Raw genomic sequence first — 18,461 nt, forward strand, 5'->3', positions numbered from 1 at the left:
CAAAGAGCTACAATTATAATAAAAAATATTTAAGGAGTAGAAAATGTCTTTTATGCAAGAATACAATAAACTTGTTGAAGAAAGAGCCGCTTTGGGTATACCACCCCTTCCTTTAAATGCAAATCAAACTAAAGAACTTTGTAAACTACTTGAAAATGAAAATAATGAAGAGCTTGCAAATCTTTTAGAAAATAGAGTAAATCCTGGTGTTGATGATGCAGCTTTAGTAAAATGTGAATTTTTAGATTCTATACTTAAAGGCAAAATCAGTGCTCCAAATATAGACAAAAAAAGAGCCTTAAGAATGCTTGGAACTATGTTAGGCGGATATAATGTTAAAGTTTTAATCGATGCTTTAAAAGATGAAAACATAGCCAAAGATGCTGCAGAAGTGTTGAAAAATATTATTTTTGTTCATGATAATTTTCATACCATAGCTGAACTTAGCAAAAACAATCCACACGCTAGGGAAGTTTTACAAAGCTGGGCAAATGCGGACTGGTTTAACAAAAAAGAAAAATTACCTCAAGTGATTAAATGTATAGTTTTTAAAGTAGCAGGGGAAACAAATACCGATGATCTAAGCCCTGCAGGAGATGCTTTTACAAGAAGCGATATTCCTTTGCATGCAAATGCCATGCTAAAGGTAAGACAAGCAGGATCCTTAGAAAAAATCAAAGAGCTTAAAAAAAGCGGTCGCGAAGTGGTTTATGTAGGTGATGTTGTAGGAACAGGTTCGAGTAGAAAATCAGCAATAAATTCTATACAATGGCACTTAGGAAAAGAAATAGAAGGGGTACCAAACAAGCACAGCGGTGGTATAGTAATGGGTTCAACCATAGCACCGATTTTCTTTAACACTGCTCAAGATAGTGGGGCTTTACCTATCATCTGTGATGTAACAAACTTAGAAATGGGCGATGAGTTTGAAATTCATCCTTATGAGGGAAAAATCATAAAAAATGGCTCTACAATTGCAGAATTTACACTCAGTCCAAACACTCTCTTAGATGAAGTTAGAGCAGGAGGAAGAATCCCACTTATCATAGGTCGTGGGCTTTGTGCTAAAGCTAGAGAATTTTTAGGAATGGAAAGTGAAAACATCTTTACCAAGCCTGAACAACCTAAATCTTCAAGCGGTGGTTATACCTTGGCTCAAAAAATGCTAGGTCGTGCCTGTGGAGTTGAAGGTGTGCGTCCAGGTATGTATATAGAACCTATGACTTTAACTGTAGGCTCTCAAGATACTACAGGTCCTATGACTAGAGATGAAATTAAAGAGCTTGCAAGCTTAGGTTTTAACGCAGACTTTGTTATGCAAAGCTTTTGCCATACAGCTGCTTATCCAAAAGTAAGCGATTCAAATTTACATAAAACTTTACCCAATTTCATGACAAGTCGTGGTGGGGTGAGTTTAAAACCAGGTGATGGGGTTATCCACTCTTGGCTTAATCGTTTTGTATTGCCAGATACCGTAGGAACAGGTGGAGATTCTCATACGCGCTTTCCTATAGGAATTTCTTTCCCTGCAGGAAGCGGACTTGTAGCTTTTGCTGCGGTTACTGGCTCTATGCCTTTAAATGTACCTGAAAGTGTTTTAGTGCGTTTTAGTGGGGAATTACAAGCTGGAGTTACCTTAAGAGATTTGGTTAATGCTATACCTTATTATGCAATCAAACAAGGACAACTTACTGTTGAAAAGAAAAATAAGAAAAATATTTTTGCAGGAAAAATTTTAGAAATAGAAGGCTTGCCAAACTTAAAAGTCGAACAAGCTTTTGAACTCAGCGATGCAAGCGCTGAAAGATCTGCCGCTGCTTGTAGTGTGGATTTAAGCATAGAAAGTGTAAGCGAATATATCAAATCCAACATTTCTTTAATTGAAGCTATGATAGAAGCAGGATATGAGAATAAAGCTACCCTTGCTAGAAGGGCTGAAAAAATGAGAGAATGGCTTAAAAACCCTACTCTTTTAAGAGCAGATAAAGATGCAAAATACGCTTATATTATAGATATTAACCTTAATGACATTAAAGAACCAATCCTAGCTTGTCCAAATGACCCTGATGATGTGGCAACCTTGAGTGAAATTTTAGCCGATGATAAGCGTCCAAAAAATATAGATGAAGTTTTTGTAGGCTCTTGTATGACAAATATAGGACATTATAGAGCTTTGGGAGAAATTTTAAAAGATAAAGGCATACTTAAAACCAGACTTTGGGTAGTGCCTCCAACAAAAATGGATAAAGCACAACTTACTAATGAAGGTTATTACAGCATCTTTGGTGCAGCAGGTGCTAGAATAGAAGTTCCTGGTTGTTCTTTGTGTATGGGTAATCAAGCTAGAGTAAATGATGGAGCTGTAGTTTTCTCAACTTCTACAAGAAATTTTGACAACCGTATGGGAATGGGTGCTAAAGTATATTTAGGCAGTGCAGAACTTGCAGCAGTTTGTGCGATTTTGGGTAAAATTCCAAGCAAGGAAGAATACTTACAAATTGTCAGCGAAAAACTAAGTGATGAGCATAAGGCAAATATCTATAGATATTTAAATTTTAATGAGATTGAAAATTTCAAACTTGAAAATTAATTCAAATTTAATACTTATTTGGATTAAATAACAAAATTAAAATTTTCAAAGGAAAAATATTGAAGTTATTATTCACTTCCTTTTGTTGTTTTGCAAGTTTAATGGCTAGCGATGCCATTAACTGCGACAACATTAAAAATAATAAAACATTGCTAAATGAAAGTTCAAATTTAGATTATTTAAATATAGCTTCAAGCTGTAAAGAATCTTTAAAAAATCAAGATTTTACAAAAAAACTCTATGCGATTTCCAATGAAATTCGCGGAAGCAATAGCTCTTGTAATGGTGTGGCTTATTTGCCCAAATTACAACAATTTGATTTTTTATTATTAAAAATAGCTATCGATCCCATCGCTTATCAAAAAACTTTAGATACACCCGAAAATTTAGAAAAAAAATATGATATTTTAAAATCTTATTTTAGATATTGGGCATATCAAAGTATAGGAAATTTTAGACTTTACAAAGCTTTTTGGAAAGAATATAACAATGCTATAGAACCTTTAGAAAAGTATTTTGAAAGTAATTTTAATTTTGACAAAGGTAGTAATATTTACTATACTAGCAATGCCTTAAACGAATTTTTAAATTGGGCTGTTGGTGAAACAAAAATTTACAAAGACATTACTCCTTTAGCAAAAATAATGTCAAATAAAAATTATTCAGTATCTTATATACAAGATTTTATTTTTTCAAATAATCCAAGCCAAGATGATCTTACTATAGCCTTGCAAGCAGCGCTTTTAAATCAAAGAGAAAAAGAAATTTTAGAACTTTTGATTCGTTTTGGTGCTAGGATTGACGAAGGTTATGAAAGTGCTATTTTTTATGCATTGGAAAATTATGAAAATACAAACTTTTTAATCCAAAATGGAGCAAATGTTAATCAAGCCAATGCCTTTGGTAAAACCCCACTTTTTTATGCCATAGAGTTTAATCGTCTTGATATCATAAAACTACTTCTTAATAATGGAGCAAATGTTAATCAAAAATATATTAATAACAATGAAAAATTAGCATTAAGTGCGAACATAGGTTCAAATACGCCTTATTTTATTACATTTTGTGCTCTAGAGCACACTTCAAAAAATGTTTTAATGCATGCTGCAGCCTATGGAAATGTTGAAATTTTAAAACTTCTTATTTCAAAAGGAGCAAATTTTAATGCTGTTGATGATCTTGGTTTTAATGCACTCGACTTTGCGCTATCAGCAGGTAAAAAAGAAAATGCTGATTACCTAAAAAGCTTGGGTTTAAAAGCAAACGAAAATCTATTTTACGGAGGTAGTTTAGAATGAAAACCGCATTTATTACAGGAGCTAGTTCAGGTTTTGGTAGAGCTTGCGTTGAAGCTTTTATACAAGAAGGCTACAAAGTAATCGCCCTTGCTAGACGCAAAGAGCGTCTAGAAGAGTTAAAAAATACTCACAAAGATAAGATTTACACGCTTTGCATAGATGTAAGAAATCAAAAAGAAATCTTTGAGGCTATTGAAAATTTACCCAAAGAATTTCAAGAAATTGATGTGCTTTTTAATAATGCAGGTTTAGCTTTAGGGGTAGATGAATTTGATAAATTAAACCTTGAAGATATTAACACTATGATTGATACAAACATCAAAGGATTTTTATATGTTGCAAAAGCTGTTATTCCTATACTTCGTAAACAAAAAAATGCTTATATTTTTAACTTAGGTTCGGTTGCAGGAAGAAATCCTTATTTTGGAGGCAATGTGTATTGTGGAACCAAAGCCTTTGTAGGACAATTTTCATTAGCCTTAAGAAATGATCTTAGAGGAAGCAATATCAAAGTAACAAACATTGCTCCAGGACTTTGCAAAACTGAATTTAGTGAAGTGCGTTTTAAAGGAGATATCCAAAAAGCTGATGCAGTGTATGAAAATACGCAATTTATCAGTGCTAATGATATTGCCAAAGTGGTAATGTCTATCATTAACCTACCAAGCCATATTAATGTTAACGAAATCGAGCTTATGCCGGTAACACAAACTTGGAATGGATTTTATATAGAAAGAGATGAATGAATAAATTTTTAGTTTTATTGTTTTTACCTTTAGTTGCATTTGCAAACTCCTCAGAAGCAGCTGCAAATGCTAATTTATTTGGAGCTTTTACACTTATACCGCCTTTAGTTGCTATTGCTTTAGCCTTTATCACAAAAGATGTTATTTTGTCACTCTTTGCTGGAGTTTTAAGTGGAACTTTTCTGCTCAGTCTTTCTGCAAATATTTTCAAAGCACAACATTTAGCTTTTGTAAATTTTTATAATACTGCAGTAGAATCTTTTTCAAAGATTATTTCTTATATCTTAGGTTCAACTTCAGATCCAGTAAATGCAGGAATCATTTTACAAATTCTTTGTATAGGTGGTCTTGTGGCACTTATCACAAAAATGGGTGGTGCAAAAGCTGTAGCATTGAAATTTGCCAAAAGAGCCAAATCAGCTGTATCAGCTCAAGTTAACACTTGGTTTTTAGGGCTTTTAATATTTTTTGATGATTATGCTAATTTACTGATCGTAGGTCCAATTATGCGTCCTTTGGCGGATAAATTTAAAATTTCTCGTGAAAAATTTGCCTTTATTATCGACTCTACTGCAGCTCCTGTGGCAGGAATAGCTGTAATTTCTACTTGGATAGGCTTAGAAGTTTCCTTAATTAAAACCGCTTATGAACACATAGGCATTAGCGATATTAGTGCTTTTGGAATTTTTGTCGAAACCATACCTTATCGTTTTTATAATATCTTCATGCTTTTTTTTGTAGTCATGACTGCAATCATGGGGCGTGAGTTTGGTTCTATGTACAAGGCTGAAGTGCGTGCAAGAACCACAGGACAAATTGCACCTCTACCTAAATCAGGCACACTAGATACTGCTGAATTAGAAGATCAGTTTTTAGCACCAAAAGAAGGTATTAAAATTCGTGCTTTTGATGCTATTGTTCCTATTTTTACTTTAATCATTTTAGCTATATTAGGATTTTATTTTAATGGACTTAGCACTTTAGAAGGCGAAGAACTTGCAAAAGCAAGTGCTAATCCTTTGTCTTTTGAAACTTTTAGGGCTGCTTTTGGAAATGCTGATTCTTCTGTGGTGTTATTCCAAGCTGCTTTGTTTGCTGCTATTGTAGCGATTTTTATCGGAGTGCGTCGTAAAATTTTCAATCTTAAAGAAGCGGTAGAAACTTGGATATATGGCTGGAAAACCATGATTTTTACTATAGTATTGCTTTTATTTGCTTGGTCGCTTTCAAGTATAGTAAAAGATCTAGGAACTTCTTTATTTATCACTAGTTTGCTTGCAGATAAATTGCCTGAGTTTATTTTACCTGCTACTATTTTTGCTTTTGCTTCAGCCATTTCTTTTGCCATAGGAACAAGCTATGGAACTATGGGGATTTTAATGCCTTTGGCTGTGCCTTTAGCTCATGAAATCGCCAAAATCAATGGTATGGATGCAAATGCTATGCATCATTATATGGTTATTAATATAAGCTGCGTTTTAACAGGTGCGATTTTTGGAAACCATTGCTCACCAATTTCAGATAATGTAATCCTTTCATCTATGAGTGCAAAATGCGATCATATGGAGCATGTAAGAACACAAATTCCTTATGCTTTATTTATCTGTGGTATTTCTTTAATCGCTGGATATATTCCTGTATCTTTAGGACTTAGCGTTTGGTTTGTCTTGCCTTTAAATTTCATACTTATTGCGCTTTTATTAAGACTCATCGGAAAGAAAGTTCCATGAGTCTTGAAAATTTTGGAAATTTTCTCACTTTAGATGAAAAACACTCTTTCATAAAAAAATATTTTAAAGAATTTTATACAAAGGATTTTAAACTTTTTGCCTCAAAAGATAAACATTATCGTACAAGAGCTGAACTTTCATTTTATCATGAAAACGATACGCTTTTTTATGCAATGTTTGATCCAAAAAGCAAAAAAAAGTACATTATAGAATATTTAGATTTTGCTGATGAAAAAATTTGTGCTTTTATGCCAAAACTTCTAGAATACTTGCGTCAAGATAATAAATTAAAAGAAAAACTTTTTGGCGTGGAGTTTTTAACCACAAAGCAAGAACTTAGCGTAACCTTACTCTATCATAAAAATATAGAAGATATAAAGTCAAATTTAGAAAATTTAAGTAATATTCTTCATATCAACCTTATAGCAAGAAGTAAAGGCAAAAAACTTATTTTTAAAACAGAAAATCTAAGACAAACTTTAAATATTCAAGATAGAAAAATATTTTATGAATTTAACAACGATTGTTTTATTCAGCCTAATACTGCTATAAATGAAAAAATGATTACTTGGGTGTGTGAAATTTTAAATACTCAAAAAAGAATGGATTTACTTGAGCTTTACTGTGGATATGGAAATTTTACTTTAGCTTTAGCACCATTCTTTTTTAAAGTTTTAGCCACTGAAATTTCAAAAAGCAATATTAATTTTGCTTTAAAAAATTGCGAGCTTAACAATACAACAAATATCTACTTTGCAAGACTTTCAAGCGAAGAATTAAGTCTTGCTATCAAAAAAGAAAGAGAATTTTTTCGTTTAAAAGATATTCGATTGGATGATTTTAATTTCTCTCATGTTTTAGTTGATCCACCCCGTGCAGGACTTGATAAAAGCGTAATTGACTTAATAAAAAAATATGAAAATATTATTTATATTTCTTGTAATCCTATCACTTTAAAAGAAAATTTAAAAGAATTAAGCCTAACACATAGAGTGGAAGAGTTTGCTCTTTTTGATCAATTTGTCAATACTCCACATCTTGAATGCGGAGTATTTCTTAGCAAGGTATAAAAAAATAATTCATTAATTTAGCCAGTATTACTATCGCGATACAAAGCACAAATACAAAAGGGTGGATAAAAGCACCGAGTGGATTTTTCTTCTTTAATATAAAATGACAAAATAAAGAAAAAACAACTAAAGATAAAATTCCAAAAGCCAAAATAATTTTTACAGCAAAAAGTAAATTTAAAGGTTTGAAATGAAAACCTGCCAAAGCACCTCCGCTTAAAAAAAGCAAAAGAACCACAAAAGGCATTATTTTAACCCCAGTAGCACTAAAAAGACTTTTGTCAAAATTAGGATTTTTCTTTTTAACTACACCCAAAACAAATACATCAACAAACAAATAACCTATAAACAAAATAGCACAAAGAAGATGGATTGTTAAAGTATATGGATAAAATTCTTCCATTTTTCCCTCCTTATTAAACTTCGGAATTTGCTATATTATAACACTTTTTTCATTTTTTGAATTCACTTTAGTTAATTTTTTAATCATTTAAGATAAAATACCAAAACAAAGGTTAATAATGAATGAAAAAGAAACTATCTCTTATATTATAAATGCAAGTAAAAATATTGCCATATTTGCTTTAAGTCCAGATAAGACAAAAGCTTCTTATAGGGTAGCAGAATTTTTACAAAGAAAAAATTATAAAATTTTTCCTATTTATCCTAAAGAAGAGTTTATTTTAAATGAAAAAGTTTATAGAAATTTAGATCAAATAGAAGAAAAAATCGATACACTTATACTTTTTAGAAAAGGCGAAGTGGCACTAGAAATTCTTCCTAAGCTTGTTGAAAAAAGTATTAAAAACCTATGGCTTCAACTTGGTATTAGTAATGAAACAGCCAAAGAAGAATGTAAAAAATTAGATATAAATTTTATACAAAATCGTTGCATTATGCTAGAATATCCGCATTTTAAAACAAAGGAAAAATAGTGTTAGAGCTTAATAAAATTTACAAAGCAAAACAACAAATTTTAGAGTTTGTAAACAAAACTCCTTTCATATACTCTTCTTTTTTAAGTGATATTTGTCAAAGTGAAATTTATCTTAAAAATGAAAATTTACAAATTACAGGTGCTTATAAAATTCGTGGAGCTTATAATAAAATAGCCAATCTTAGCACTGAACAAAAACAACATGGAGTCATTGCCGCAAGTGCGGGAAACCATGCTCAAGGCGTGGCCATTAGTGCAAAAAAATTTGGCATTAAAGCAGTTATTGTAATGCCAGAATCCACTCCGCTCTTAAAAGTTTCTGCTACAAAAGCCTTAGGAGCAGAGGTGATGCTCAAAGGGGACAATTTTGATGAAGCTTATGCCTTTGCAACCTCTTATGCTAAAGAAAATAATCTTAGTTTTATCCATCCTTTTGAAGATGAATTTGTAATGGCAGGACAAGGAACTTTGATGCTTGAAATGCTTGATGAAATAAGCGATCTTGATATGATTGTCGCACCTGTTGGAGGTGGAGGACTTATAAGTGGTATCGCAAGTGCAGCTAAACAAATCAATCCAAACATTAAAATCATCGGAGTTGGAGCCAAAGGAGCTCCTGCAATGTATGAAAGTTTTCATGCTAAAAAAATCAAAAATGCAAAAAGCGTACGCACTATAGCCGATGGTATTGCTGTGCGTGATGCAAATCCTATTAATTTTAATATTATTTTAGAATGCGTAGATGATTTTATCCAAGTTGATGATGAAGAAATCGCTAATGCGGTATTGTTTTTACTTGAAAAACATAAAATCATAGTTGAAGGCGCAGGAGCTGCAAGTGTAGCTGCCCTGCTTCATCAAAAAATAAATACACAAAATCATAAAAAAATTGGCGTAGTTTTAAGCGGAGGCAATATCGATGCACAAATGCTAAATATCATCATAGAAAAAGGTTTATTTAAATCTTACAGAAAAATGCAAATTCATGTTACTTTAGTAGATAAACCTGGGGCATTATTACACCTTACAGATAGCTTAAAAATAGCCAATGCAAATATAGTAAAAATCGACTATGATAGATTTTCTACCAAGCTTGATTATGGCGATGCGATGATTTCAATTACCCTAGAAACCAAAGGTAAAGAACATCAAGAAGAAATAAGAAAAATTTTAACCCAAAAGGCCTTTAATTTCTATGAAAGTTTTTAATAACATATACGGCTTAAATAAAGCCCATTTGGCGGTGCTAAAAAGTGATTGTATTGCTTTTTGGCCTCAATCTGTTCTTTGAGTTCTTTTTCACTCATTTTTCCTTCTAAAACCTTTAAAACACTTGCTACGCTTAATCTAATTTGCCCTCTTAAAAAACCATTAGCTTTAAAATGAAAAATGCTAAAATCTTTATAAGCATAAGCTCTAGCAATAAAAATTTCTCTTAAAGTCGTTTTATTATCTCCTCCACTTTTGCAAAAAAACTTTAAATCCTTTTTTCCTACAAAAAAACCCAAAAGCTCGTTAGCCTTATCTAAGTCAAATTTAGGATAAAAATGTACATAAGAAGCCATAAAAGGACTATAAGAAGAGTGAGAAAATATATAGCGGTATTCTCTACTTTTTACATCAAATCTTACTTCAAAATCATCTTTTACTTTTTCAATTTTTTTGATATGGATAAAAGGATGGGAAAATTTATTAAGCTGTTTTTGAAGATATTCTAAATTTACAAAATGATCTCCACACTCCACACTAGCTACAGCATAGCTTGCATGTACTCCTTTATCTGTACGAGAAGCCATCAAAAGAGGTGAAACAATACCCAAATGCGATAAGGCCCCACTTAAAGCATCTTGAACACCTTTTTTATGAGGCTGACTAGCAGAACCTAAAAAAGCAGAGCCATCATAAGAAAATATAATTTTTATTTTCATCAATAACGACTCAAAATCATTTTCTTAAAACAATAAGCCGAAACAAATAAACTTAAAGAAAAAATTCCAAGGCAAGCCAAAATTGGAGGTTGAGAAAAAGAACTTAAAAGTCCAAAATATATAGCAATCACTCCAAACATACCTAAATACACATAGCCTTTTTCATAACGATAAGTAACCAAACCAAAACAAAGCGCAAAAAGCGTACTAGCAAGTGGAAACAAGGCTATAGTTGTATAAATCACAAATTCTCTTGCTCTTTGTGGATTTTCGTTTAAATCATTCCAGTATTCATAAAATTTCTTTGTTTGAAGATTGTCTGTATTAAACTGAGTATTTACTACTAAAGTGTCAAATTCTCCACTAAAAATACTTTGACCTTGCTCAAAATTATACATTTTGCCTTGATTCAAGCTAAAAGCAAAGCTATCATCTTTTCTTTGCACATGCGCTTCTTTGGCTATGATAAGTTGTTCTTTATCATCTGCTTTATGTTTAGGGCGATACATAATTATGTTTTCATACTTATCACTATCTTGTTTTTCTATAAAAATCATCCAGTCTAAAAATTTTTGTCCAAATTCTCCTGTTTTGTAGTTAAATTTCACTTGAGTGCTTTTATAGTTTACAAAGTTATCCTGAAGTTCAAATACTATAGGTATCATTACCAAAGCCACAACAAGCATAAAAGCACTAATCAAGCTTGCAATTTTAAGGAAAAATTTTGCCAAAATCATTGGTGAAAATCCCAAAGTAAAAAGTACTATGCTTTCATTTTCCTTAGAAAGCCTAAACAAAGCCAAAGTTAAAGAAATAAAAAAAGATATAGGCAAGGTAAAAATTAAAATTCTAGGCAACATAAACCCATAAAGCTTTAAAAGATCCAAAAAACTAATCTCTATGCTTGAAGTAAGTTTTGCAAGTTGAATAAAAAACACCATAGATACAATAGCAAAAAGTACGAAAAATATAGACAAATTCGTACTTAAAAATTGATTTAAAACATATCTTAAACTAAGCTTCATTAGAATAATCCTAAGTTTTTATAAAATAAAACTGCCACAAAAGCGATATTTAAAAAGGGTATCATAGCAAGTTCTTGCTCTTTTATTGCTTTAATTTTAAAAAAAATAAAAAAAGGCAAAGTTAAAATAGAAGCTATAAGTAATACTAAAAATCCATACTCAAAACCTAAAATTCCACCTATACAAGACATAATGATAATATCAGCATCACCCAAATTTTCTAAAATTTCATCTTTTTTTCGGAAATTCATTAGAAAAAAAACCAAACTTTTTAATAAAAAAACAAATCCTCCAAAACTAAAAGCATTTAGCAAAAAACCTCCGCTAAACTCTTTAAAAATCAAAAAATGTAAAATTTCACTTTCCCTAAAGGCGTAAAAAAAAGCAAATAAAAAAGCGCTCCAAAGTAAAATTTGTGGTACGGCTTTGAGTTTAATATCAATTAAAGAAAGCAAGAAAAGATTAAATAAAAATAGAGATAAAAATAAAAAATCATAAAAATTTTGACTTAAAGAATAAGCCAAAATAAGCAAAATTATGCCTAAAATTTCATTGATTAACAAAGAAATAGGCAAATGACATTTGCAAGTTTGACATTTTGCTTTTAAAAAAATATAAGAAAAAATAGGAATAATTTCATAGTATTTTAATTTTGTATCGCAAGAAAAACAAAAAGAGCGCGAGATAAAAAAGGGCTTTTTTTCAATTATCCTACTTGCCAAACTTGTGCAAAAAGAACCCGAACAAGCCCCTAGAATTATTATGAAAAATATCATTTTCCAAAAGTTCTTTCTCTATTTCTAAATTCTTTAATAATCCTTTTAAATTCTCTCTTGGTAAGAGATGGAAATAAAGTTTCACTAAAATAAATTTCAGCATATGAACACTGCCAAAGTAAGAAATTTGAAAGCCTTTTGGCATTTCCAACGCGAAGCATCAAATCCACATCTAAAGGTAAATCTAAATTTTGCGTTAAATTTTCTTCATTTAGCTCAAGTTTTTTTTCAATCACACGCTTAGCAGCTCTTATAATTTCATCTCTTGCACCATAACTTATAGCTAAATTAACACAAAGTGCGTCACAATGCTTTGTTTTTTCTTCAACTAAGGTAATTTTTTCTCTTACTTTATCTTCCAAACGCGATAAATCACCTATAGCTCTTAAACGCACATTATTTTTTTCAAATTTTTCTAAAGCTTCATCTAAACAACGATCTAAAAGTTCAAAAATAAAATCAATTTCATCTTTAGGGCGCTTCCAATTTTCCGTACTAAAAGCAAAAAGGCTTAAATTTGAAATATTTTCCTCCATGCAAACTTCCATCAATTTTTGCATAGTTTTGACTCCTTGGGAATATCCAAGTTTTGCCAAAAAACCCTTAGCCCTAGCCCAGCGCCTATTGCCATCCATAACAACAGCAAGGTGTTTTAATTCATTCATTTTTCATCCTTTAAAATCAAAAAGCCTTTTAAAAACAAACAAAGGTTCAATCTTGTTTTCTTGCGATACATTAAAATCTAAATGTTCGTTTAAAAATTTTTGCACCTTAGCAAAAGGTGTAAAAACACTAACACCTTGCGAGTCTATTAAAATTTTCAAAGCTCCAAAAACACTAAAATATAAGTAAATTTCTAAATATTTTGCTCTTTTACGCATTTGAAATAAGCAAGATTTATTTTCAAAGATAAAAGGAATATGATAAATATTTTCAAAACTTGCAAAAAGCATTTCTTTTAATATCTGATAACGCTCTATATCTTTACAATCTAAAAGATTTTGTATAATGAATTTTTTATAAGAAATTTTATCCTCTAAAATAGCGATTATCAAAGCCAATCCCTCTTCAAAAGGTTTGAAATTAGGACGCTTTGAAAGATGTTTAAATTGTATAACTCCACCATTTTGCATATAAAGTTCGGCTAAATATTCAGCACCAATTTCAAGCTCTATCATGCTTTTGGTTTGAATCTTTTTGTGATTTAACAAAAGCGTATAATGTCCATAACCTGATTTAGCTAAAACTTTCATTTGTATAGGCAAGGTAGAATTAATCATACTCATAATTTTTCACACCATTTCACTAATTCAAATGCCAATTTTTCTTTGCTTTGCAAAGTGCTTTTATTTTCATTGTTTAAAGTGATAAAATAAAGTTCATTTTGATCACTTCCAAAATAATTTTTTTGATCAATGATATTAAGGCAAACCATATCAAGTTGTTTATCTTTTAGAGATTTTTTCGCATTTTCTAAGGCATTTTGAGAATCAAATTCCATCTTAAAACCTATCTTTTTACCTTGAAATTTGCAAGTTTTAAGTAAATCTTCATTTAAAGATAGATACAAATTTAAACCCTGCAAATGCTCATTTTTTTTAATTTTTCCTTTTACACTTTGAGGGATAAAATCACTTACCGCAGCCGTCATAATCAAAAAGTCATGACTTAAATTTTTATCCAAAAGCTCCTTTAGATCCTTAGAACTTTCAAATTTGCAAAGCTCATAAGGCGTATCAAATTCCACAGAGCTTAAAAGTTTTACCCTAGCTCCTAAAAAATAAAAAGCATCAGCTATGGTCTTTGCCATTTTTCCACTTGAAAAATTACTCACACAACGCACATCATCGATTCTTTCCCTTGTGCCGCCACCTGTGATAACTACACTTTTATCACACCAAAACTTTTCTTTTAAAAGTTCTCTTTTGGTGATATTGAAAATATCCTTAACTTCAGCTAAGGCTCCTACGCCTTCATCTTTACAAGCTAAAACTTTACAAATAGGCTCTATAATCAAAGCTTTATTTTCTTTAAGTATCTTTAAAGAATTTTGCGTGCTAAAATGATGAAACATATTTGTATTTGCCGCAGGAGCAATGATAAGAGGTTTATTTGCTGCGATTAAGGTTTGGATAAAAAGATTATCCGCTATACCAAAAGCAAGTTTATTGATAGAATTAACACTTGCAGGAGCAAATAAAACAAGGTCTGCGTCCTTGCTAAAAGCTATGTGATTGTTTGAGTTTTGCCAACTTTCATTTTCCTCGCATAAAACTTCATCAACCAAAGCTTCAAAACTCATTTTGCTAGCAAATTTTAACAAACCATTAGAAAGCAAAACTTTCACCCTAAAGCCTTCTTTTTTAAACGAAGAAATAAGCTCATAAGATTTATAAAAAGCTATACTGCCACTAATGGCTAAAAGTATGGTTTTCATTTTTGAAATTTCTTATAATAATAATCTTTTATCATTTTATACCCTGCTCTATTGATAAACAAAGCACCTTTTTCCACATTAACACTTACTGTGCTTCCTGCTGCTATGATCACTTCATCTTCGATTTTTACAGGTGCGATAAATTGCGTATCAGAACCTACAAAAACATTTTTTCCTATGATGGTTTTATGCTTTTTTACCCCATCATAATTGCATGTAATAGTCCCACAGCCTATATTGGTTCCACTATCTATCTCACAATCTCCCAAATAGCTCAAATGCCCTGCTTTTACGGTATTTAACTTTGCATTTTTGCATTCTACAAAATTTCCTATATGAGTGTTTTTTAACTCACAATTTGGACGCAAATGTGCCAAAGGCCCTACATCGCTATTTTCTACAATGGAATTTTCTATCACGCTTGAACTTTTAATGATAGAGTTTATAATCTTACTTCTACCCTCTATCCTTACATTTTCATATACTTCGCATTCACCCATAAATTCAACATCTGTACCTATAAAAGTGCTTTGCGGTAAATGAAAAATCACACCCTGTTGCATCCAGTATTTTTTAATTTTTTCTTGCATGAAATTTTCAGCTATACTGAGTTCAAATTTATCATTAATCCCCATAAATTCATCTTCATCTACAAAAACCGCTTTAATCATCACATCTTTTTCTTTTGCTAGTTTTACAATGTCGGTTAAATAATACTCTTTTGCCGCATTATTGTTATCAATCAAAGGTAAAAGCTCTTTTAAAAGCCTAGAGTCAATCACATAAACCCCAGCATTGCAAGTATTTATCTCTTTTTCTTGTGTATTTGCATCTTTAAATTCAACAATTTTTTCAACGCTATCGTTTTTTATCACCACTCTGCCATAACTTTTAGGATCTCTTGCTTTAAAAACTGCTAGATTTAATTTTGCATTATTACTCAACAAAGCTTCCAAACTTGTTTGCTCAACCAAAGGCATATCACCACAAAGAATCAACACTCTTTCATTTTTAGGCTCAAACCCCCTTAAAGCTCCCGCAGTTCCTGGATAATTTTGCAAGTCTTGCTCTAAAATTTGTGTTTTTGGAAAATATTCTAAAATTTCTTTTTCAACGCGTTCTTTTTGATGCGATAAAACTACACTGACATCATCACTTAAAGCAAAAGCCTTTTTTAAAATGTGTAAAATCATACTTTTTTGACAAAGCTCTTGCAAAACCTTTGGCTTTTGTGATTTCATTCTAGTGCCTAATCCTGCCGCTAAAATCAAAATAGAAGTTTTCATTTTTTACCTTTGTTATTAAGAAGTCTAAAAGACTATTTTAGCAGTTTAAAGTTAAAATCCTAATACCCTTAAACTAGTTTTTAGTCATCAAAAGATAAAATTTAAATTTCTTTAGTAAAAAACAAAAAAAGGTTTTTAAATTTTGAAAAAAATATTATTATTTTTACTTTTAAGCATGAGCTTATTTGCTGCTGAAGCAACTATCCCTACAGTAAATTTAAGCTTAAGTGCACCCAATACACCTAATCAGCTTGTTACTACTTTAAATATAGTGATTGTTTTAACCATACTTGCACTCGCTCCAAGTATAGTTTTTGTTATGACTTCTTTCTTGCGTCTTATTGTGGTATTTTCATTTTTGCGACAAGCTATGGGGACGCAAAGTATGCCACCTAACACTATTTTAGTAACCTTGGCTTTAATTTTAACTTTTTTTATCATGGAACCTGTAGCTACAAAATCCTATAATGAAGGTATAAAACCTTATTTAGCAGAAAAAATAGGCTATGAAGAGGCTTTTATAAAAGGAGCAAAGCCTTTTAAAGATTTTATGCTTAAAAATACTCGAGAAAAAGATTTAGCCCTTTTTTATCGCATACGCAATCTACCCAATCCCAAAACCATAGATGATGTTCCCCTTACGGTTTTAGTTCCTGCTTTTATGATTTCAGAGCTTAAAACTGCTTTTGAAATAGGGTTTTTAATCTACCTACCCTTTTTAGTCATAGATATGGTTGTAAGCTCAGTTTTAATGGCTATGGGTATGATGATGCTACCTCCTACTATGATCTCTTTACCTTTTAAACTCTTAATTTTTGTATTAGTGGATGGATGGAATTTGCTAGTGCAAAGGCTTGTGGAAAGCTTTGTAACCTAAGAAGGAAAATCCTTCTTAGAAAAAGAATTCTAAATTATTCTTTTTAAAAGTATCTTTAACATCTTTAAGATATTTTTCTCCTAAAGAATCAAAAAGCCCATCTTTTTTGCTTTCTGCAATAAATTCATCAAGCTCTTTTTTAAGTTTTGCATTGCCTTTTTGTACTGCTATACCCCAAAACTCAGGATTTTCTTGAAAAGGTGCCAAAATGGCTCTAGTTGTATCTTGATGTTTTTGCCAAGTACGATAAATCGTAAGTTGATCATAAAAAAATCCATCAGCCTTACCTTGAATCACTTCCAAAATAGCAGCATTTTCTTTATCAAATAAATTAATAGTTGCATTTTTTAAATTTTTAACCGCATATAAATGCCCTGTAGAACCACGCTTTAAAGCCAAAACTTTGCCCTTTTTATCTAAATCTTTGATATTTGTAATATCAGAGTTCAAAGGAGTTAAAATAGCCAAATTTGCCTTAGCATAAGGAATGCTAAAATCCACCACTTTCTTTCTCTCATCGGTAATTGTCATAGAAGACATGATAAGATCTATCTTGGCTGTTTTTAAAGCAGGTATCAAACCATCCCAAGCGATATTTTTTACTACAAGTTTATAGCCGTTTTTCTTTGCAAAAGCTTCTAAAAAATCCACACTAATTCCACTTGCTTTGCCTGTTTTATCGCTCATTTCAAAAGGCGGATATCCAAGCTCCATTCCTACAACCAAATCTTTTGCACTCAAATTTAAAGCAAAAAAAGAGATGAAAATCAAAATAATTTTTTTCATAATTTCCTTTCAAAATTTTTCGTAAAAAAATTATACTAATTTTATCTTATTTTGTTATTAGCAATTTGCTTCAAACTTAAAAAATTAAAACTTCTAAATCCTAGTTTGTCCTATAAGATTATTAAGTCTATCCATTATAGAATCAGCAAAAGAATTTATACTTTCATTACTTGCTTTCCAACCATTAGCTTTTGCTTGATGAAATTCTCTATCAAAAGAGATTCCACTGCCTACGTATACATTTTGCCATTCAACTCCTTTTTCCATTGCATATATACCTGCATCAAGCCAACCATCTTGTGCATAACCTTTTAATAAACTTGCAAAATCAACCTTACCTGTCATAATGTCATCTAAGGAAACGCTAAAAGAAGGATTTGCTTTCATTTCTTGCTCAAATTTTGCTTCTAAAACTTTTGCTTCAGGACTCAAAACAACTTGATTTGAGGATGGAATAGGCGAATAAGACTTTAAAAAACTCATAAACAAAGCTTCTTTAGAATAATTTCCATCTTCATTTTTTGGATAAACTGACATATCAGGATTAAATCCGCCTTCATTTGAAGGTCCTTGCTCCATGCTTTGCGGAGAAAAGTCAAGTTTCATAAGGTTCATACCCAAATTCATAGTAGAATACTTAATCGCTTGTGCTTCGTGAAATTGTTCTGCGTTAAATATATGTGTTACAATATATTCTTTGTTTTGATTGCAACCATCATTTAGTCCTTTTGGTAATTGCTCTAAATCAGCTTCGCTAAAACTTGTTTTATCATTTGGAAATGTACTTATTACTTGATTAAAACTATTATAATGGGATTTAACAATAGAAGCCATATCAAAACTATCATAATAATTACCACTGGTTTCACTAGCCATATTATGTTGATTAAATCTCTCTATCTCATCCAAAGTAGATTTATGTATCTTAAAATCTTCAGGCAATCCTGCAGCTTTGTTAAAATCTTCTCCCATATA

Annotated in this window: 18 protein-coding genes; 8 read left to right on the plus strand and 10 right to left on the minus strand. The window is 31.2% G+C overall.

The genetic code is table 11. The annotated features are described in order from the left end of the window. Positions 1-43 precede the first annotated feature (43 nt). The 5 genes from ELQ10_RS06245 to trmA are packed head-to-tail and all read left to right on the plus strand — an operon-like array spanning position 44 to position 7,434. The gene (locus ELQ10_RS06245) at positions 44-2,590 is read left to right on the plus strand and encodes a bifunctional aconitate hydratase 2/2-methylisocitrate dehydratase (protein WP_134250345.1); all 2,547 of its coding nucleotides are present in this window, start codon (positions 44-46) and stop codon (positions 2,588-2,590) included. A 59-nt stretch (positions 2,591-2,649) separates the two neighbouring features. Then, positions 2,650-3,888 carry an ankyrin repeat domain-containing protein gene (locus ELQ10_RS06250; RefSeq protein WP_134250346.1) on the plus strand — a complete coding sequence of 413 codons (1,239 nt, stop codon included), beginning with the start codon at positions 2,650-2,652 and terminating at the stop codon, positions 3,886-3,888. Next, entirely contained in the window at positions 3,885-4,634 is a 750-nt protein-coding gene (locus tag ELQ10_RS06255; RefSeq protein WP_134250347.1) for an SDR family NAD(P)-dependent oxidoreductase, read from the plus strand. The genes ELQ10_RS06250 and ELQ10_RS06255 overlap by 4 nt, the downstream gene beginning before the upstream one ends. Beyond that, positions 4,631-6,364, plus strand: a complete 1,734-nt coding sequence (locus ELQ10_RS06260; protein ID WP_002857112.1) for a Na+/H+ antiporter NhaC family protein — start codon at positions 4,631-4,633, stop codon at positions 6,362-6,364. The genes ELQ10_RS06255 and ELQ10_RS06260 overlap by 4 nt, the downstream gene beginning before the upstream one ends. Further along, entirely contained in the window at positions 6,361-7,434 is a 1,074-nt protein-coding gene (gene trmA / locus ELQ10_RS06265; protein ID WP_134250348.1) for a tRNA (uridine(54)-C5)-methyltransferase TrmA, read from the plus strand. Before ELQ10_RS06260 ends, trmA begins: the two co-directional genes overlap by 4 nt. On the opposite strand, the gene ELQ10_RS06270 is transcribed toward trmA, so the two are convergent. Further along, positions 7,421-7,837, minus strand: a complete 417-nt coding sequence (locus tag ELQ10_RS06270; RefSeq protein WP_002856751.1) for a membrane protein — start codon at positions 7,835-7,837, stop codon at positions 7,421-7,423. The genes trmA and ELQ10_RS06270 overlap by 14 nt on opposite strands. 118 nt (positions 7,838-7,955) lie before the next feature. Here ELQ10_RS06270 and ELQ10_RS06275 point away from each other — a divergent pair, with 118 nt between their 5' ends. Continuing rightward, positions 7,956-8,369, plus strand: coding sequence for a CoA-binding protein (locus tag ELQ10_RS06275; protein ID WP_134250349.1), 414 nt, complete (start codon positions 7,956-7,958; stop codon positions 8,367-8,369). Next, complete coding sequence (ilvA, locus tag ELQ10_RS06280; protein ID WP_134250350.1) at positions 8,369-9,580, plus strand: threonine ammonia-lyase; 1,212 nt, start codon at positions 8,369-8,371, stop codon at positions 9,578-9,580. Before ELQ10_RS06275 ends, ilvA begins: the two co-directional genes overlap by 1 nt. On the opposite strand, the gene truA is transcribed toward ilvA, so the two are convergent. From truA to glmU, 7 genes are read right to left on the minus strand one after another with little or no spacing between them, the layout of a single operon-like run. Next, the gene (truA, locus tag ELQ10_RS06285) at positions 9,577-10,302 is read right to left on the minus strand and encodes a tRNA pseudouridine(38-40) synthase TruA (protein WP_002857108.1); all 726 of its coding nucleotides are present in this window, start codon (positions 10,300-10,302) and stop codon (positions 9,577-9,579) included. The two genes, ilvA and truA, sit on opposite strands and share 4 nt — an antisense overlap. Further along, a complete protein-coding gene (locus ELQ10_RS06290; protein ID WP_002856798.1) occupies positions 10,299-11,324 on the minus strand; it encodes an LptF/LptG family permease in 1,026 nt (341 codons plus the stop codon). The genes truA and ELQ10_RS06290 overlap by 4 nt, the downstream gene beginning before the upstream one ends. Next, positions 11,324-12,100 carry an A24 family peptidase gene (locus ELQ10_RS06295; RefSeq protein WP_134250351.1) on the minus strand — a complete coding sequence of 259 codons (777 nt, stop codon included), beginning with the start codon at positions 12,098-12,100 and terminating at the stop codon, positions 11,324-11,326. Before ELQ10_RS06295 ends, ELQ10_RS06290 begins: the two co-directional genes overlap by 1 nt. After that, positions 12,097-12,765, minus strand: a complete 669-nt coding sequence (gene uppS / locus ELQ10_RS06300) for a polyprenyl diphosphate synthase (protein WP_002852565.1) — start codon at positions 12,763-12,765, stop codon at positions 12,097-12,099. The genes ELQ10_RS06295 and uppS overlap by 4 nt, the downstream gene beginning before the upstream one ends. A 3-nt stretch (positions 12,766-12,768) precedes the next feature. Further along, entirely contained in the window at positions 12,769-13,386 is a 618-nt protein-coding gene (locus ELQ10_RS06305; protein ID WP_002892499.1) for a hypothetical protein, read from the minus strand. Beyond that, positions 13,383-14,537, minus strand: coding sequence for a bifunctional phosphopantothenoylcysteine decarboxylase/phosphopantothenate--cysteine ligase CoaBC (gene coaBC / locus ELQ10_RS06310; protein WP_133401836.1), 1,155 nt, complete (start codon positions 14,535-14,537; stop codon positions 13,383-13,385). The genes ELQ10_RS06305 and coaBC overlap by 4 nt, the downstream gene beginning before the upstream one ends. Next, complete coding sequence (gene glmU / locus ELQ10_RS06315; RefSeq protein ID WP_134250352.1) at positions 14,534-15,823, minus strand: bifunctional UDP-N-acetylglucosamine diphosphorylase/glucosamine-1-phosphate N-acetyltransferase GlmU; 1,290 nt, start codon at positions 15,821-15,823, stop codon at positions 14,534-14,536. Before glmU ends, coaBC begins: the two co-directional genes overlap by 4 nt. Before the next feature lie 142 nt (positions 15,824-15,965). On the opposite strand from glmU, the gene fliP reads away from it, so the two are divergent. Further along, complete coding sequence (gene fliP, locus ELQ10_RS06320; protein ID WP_002852529.1) at positions 15,966-16,700, plus strand: flagellar type III secretion system pore protein FliP; 735 nt, start codon at positions 15,966-15,968, stop codon at positions 16,698-16,700. A 15-nt stretch (positions 16,701-16,715) separates the two neighbouring features. Here the strand turns inward: fliP and ELQ10_RS06325 are convergent, their stop codons facing one another. Further along, positions 16,716-17,486, minus strand: coding sequence for a transporter substrate-binding domain-containing protein (locus ELQ10_RS06325; RefSeq protein WP_044260929.1), 771 nt, complete (start codon positions 17,484-17,486; stop codon positions 16,716-16,718). Between the two features lie 93 nt (positions 17,487-17,579). Then, on the minus strand, positions 17,580-18,461 hold an 882-nt coding region (locus ELQ10_RS06330), incomplete at its 5' end, for a hypothetical protein (protein WP_243833031.1).

It is taken from the genome of Campylobacter sp. US42a, assembly GCF_004379055.1.
Classification (GTDB): Bacteria; Campylobacterota; Campylobacteria; order Campylobacterales; family Campylobacteraceae; genus Campylobacter_D; species Campylobacter_D jejuni.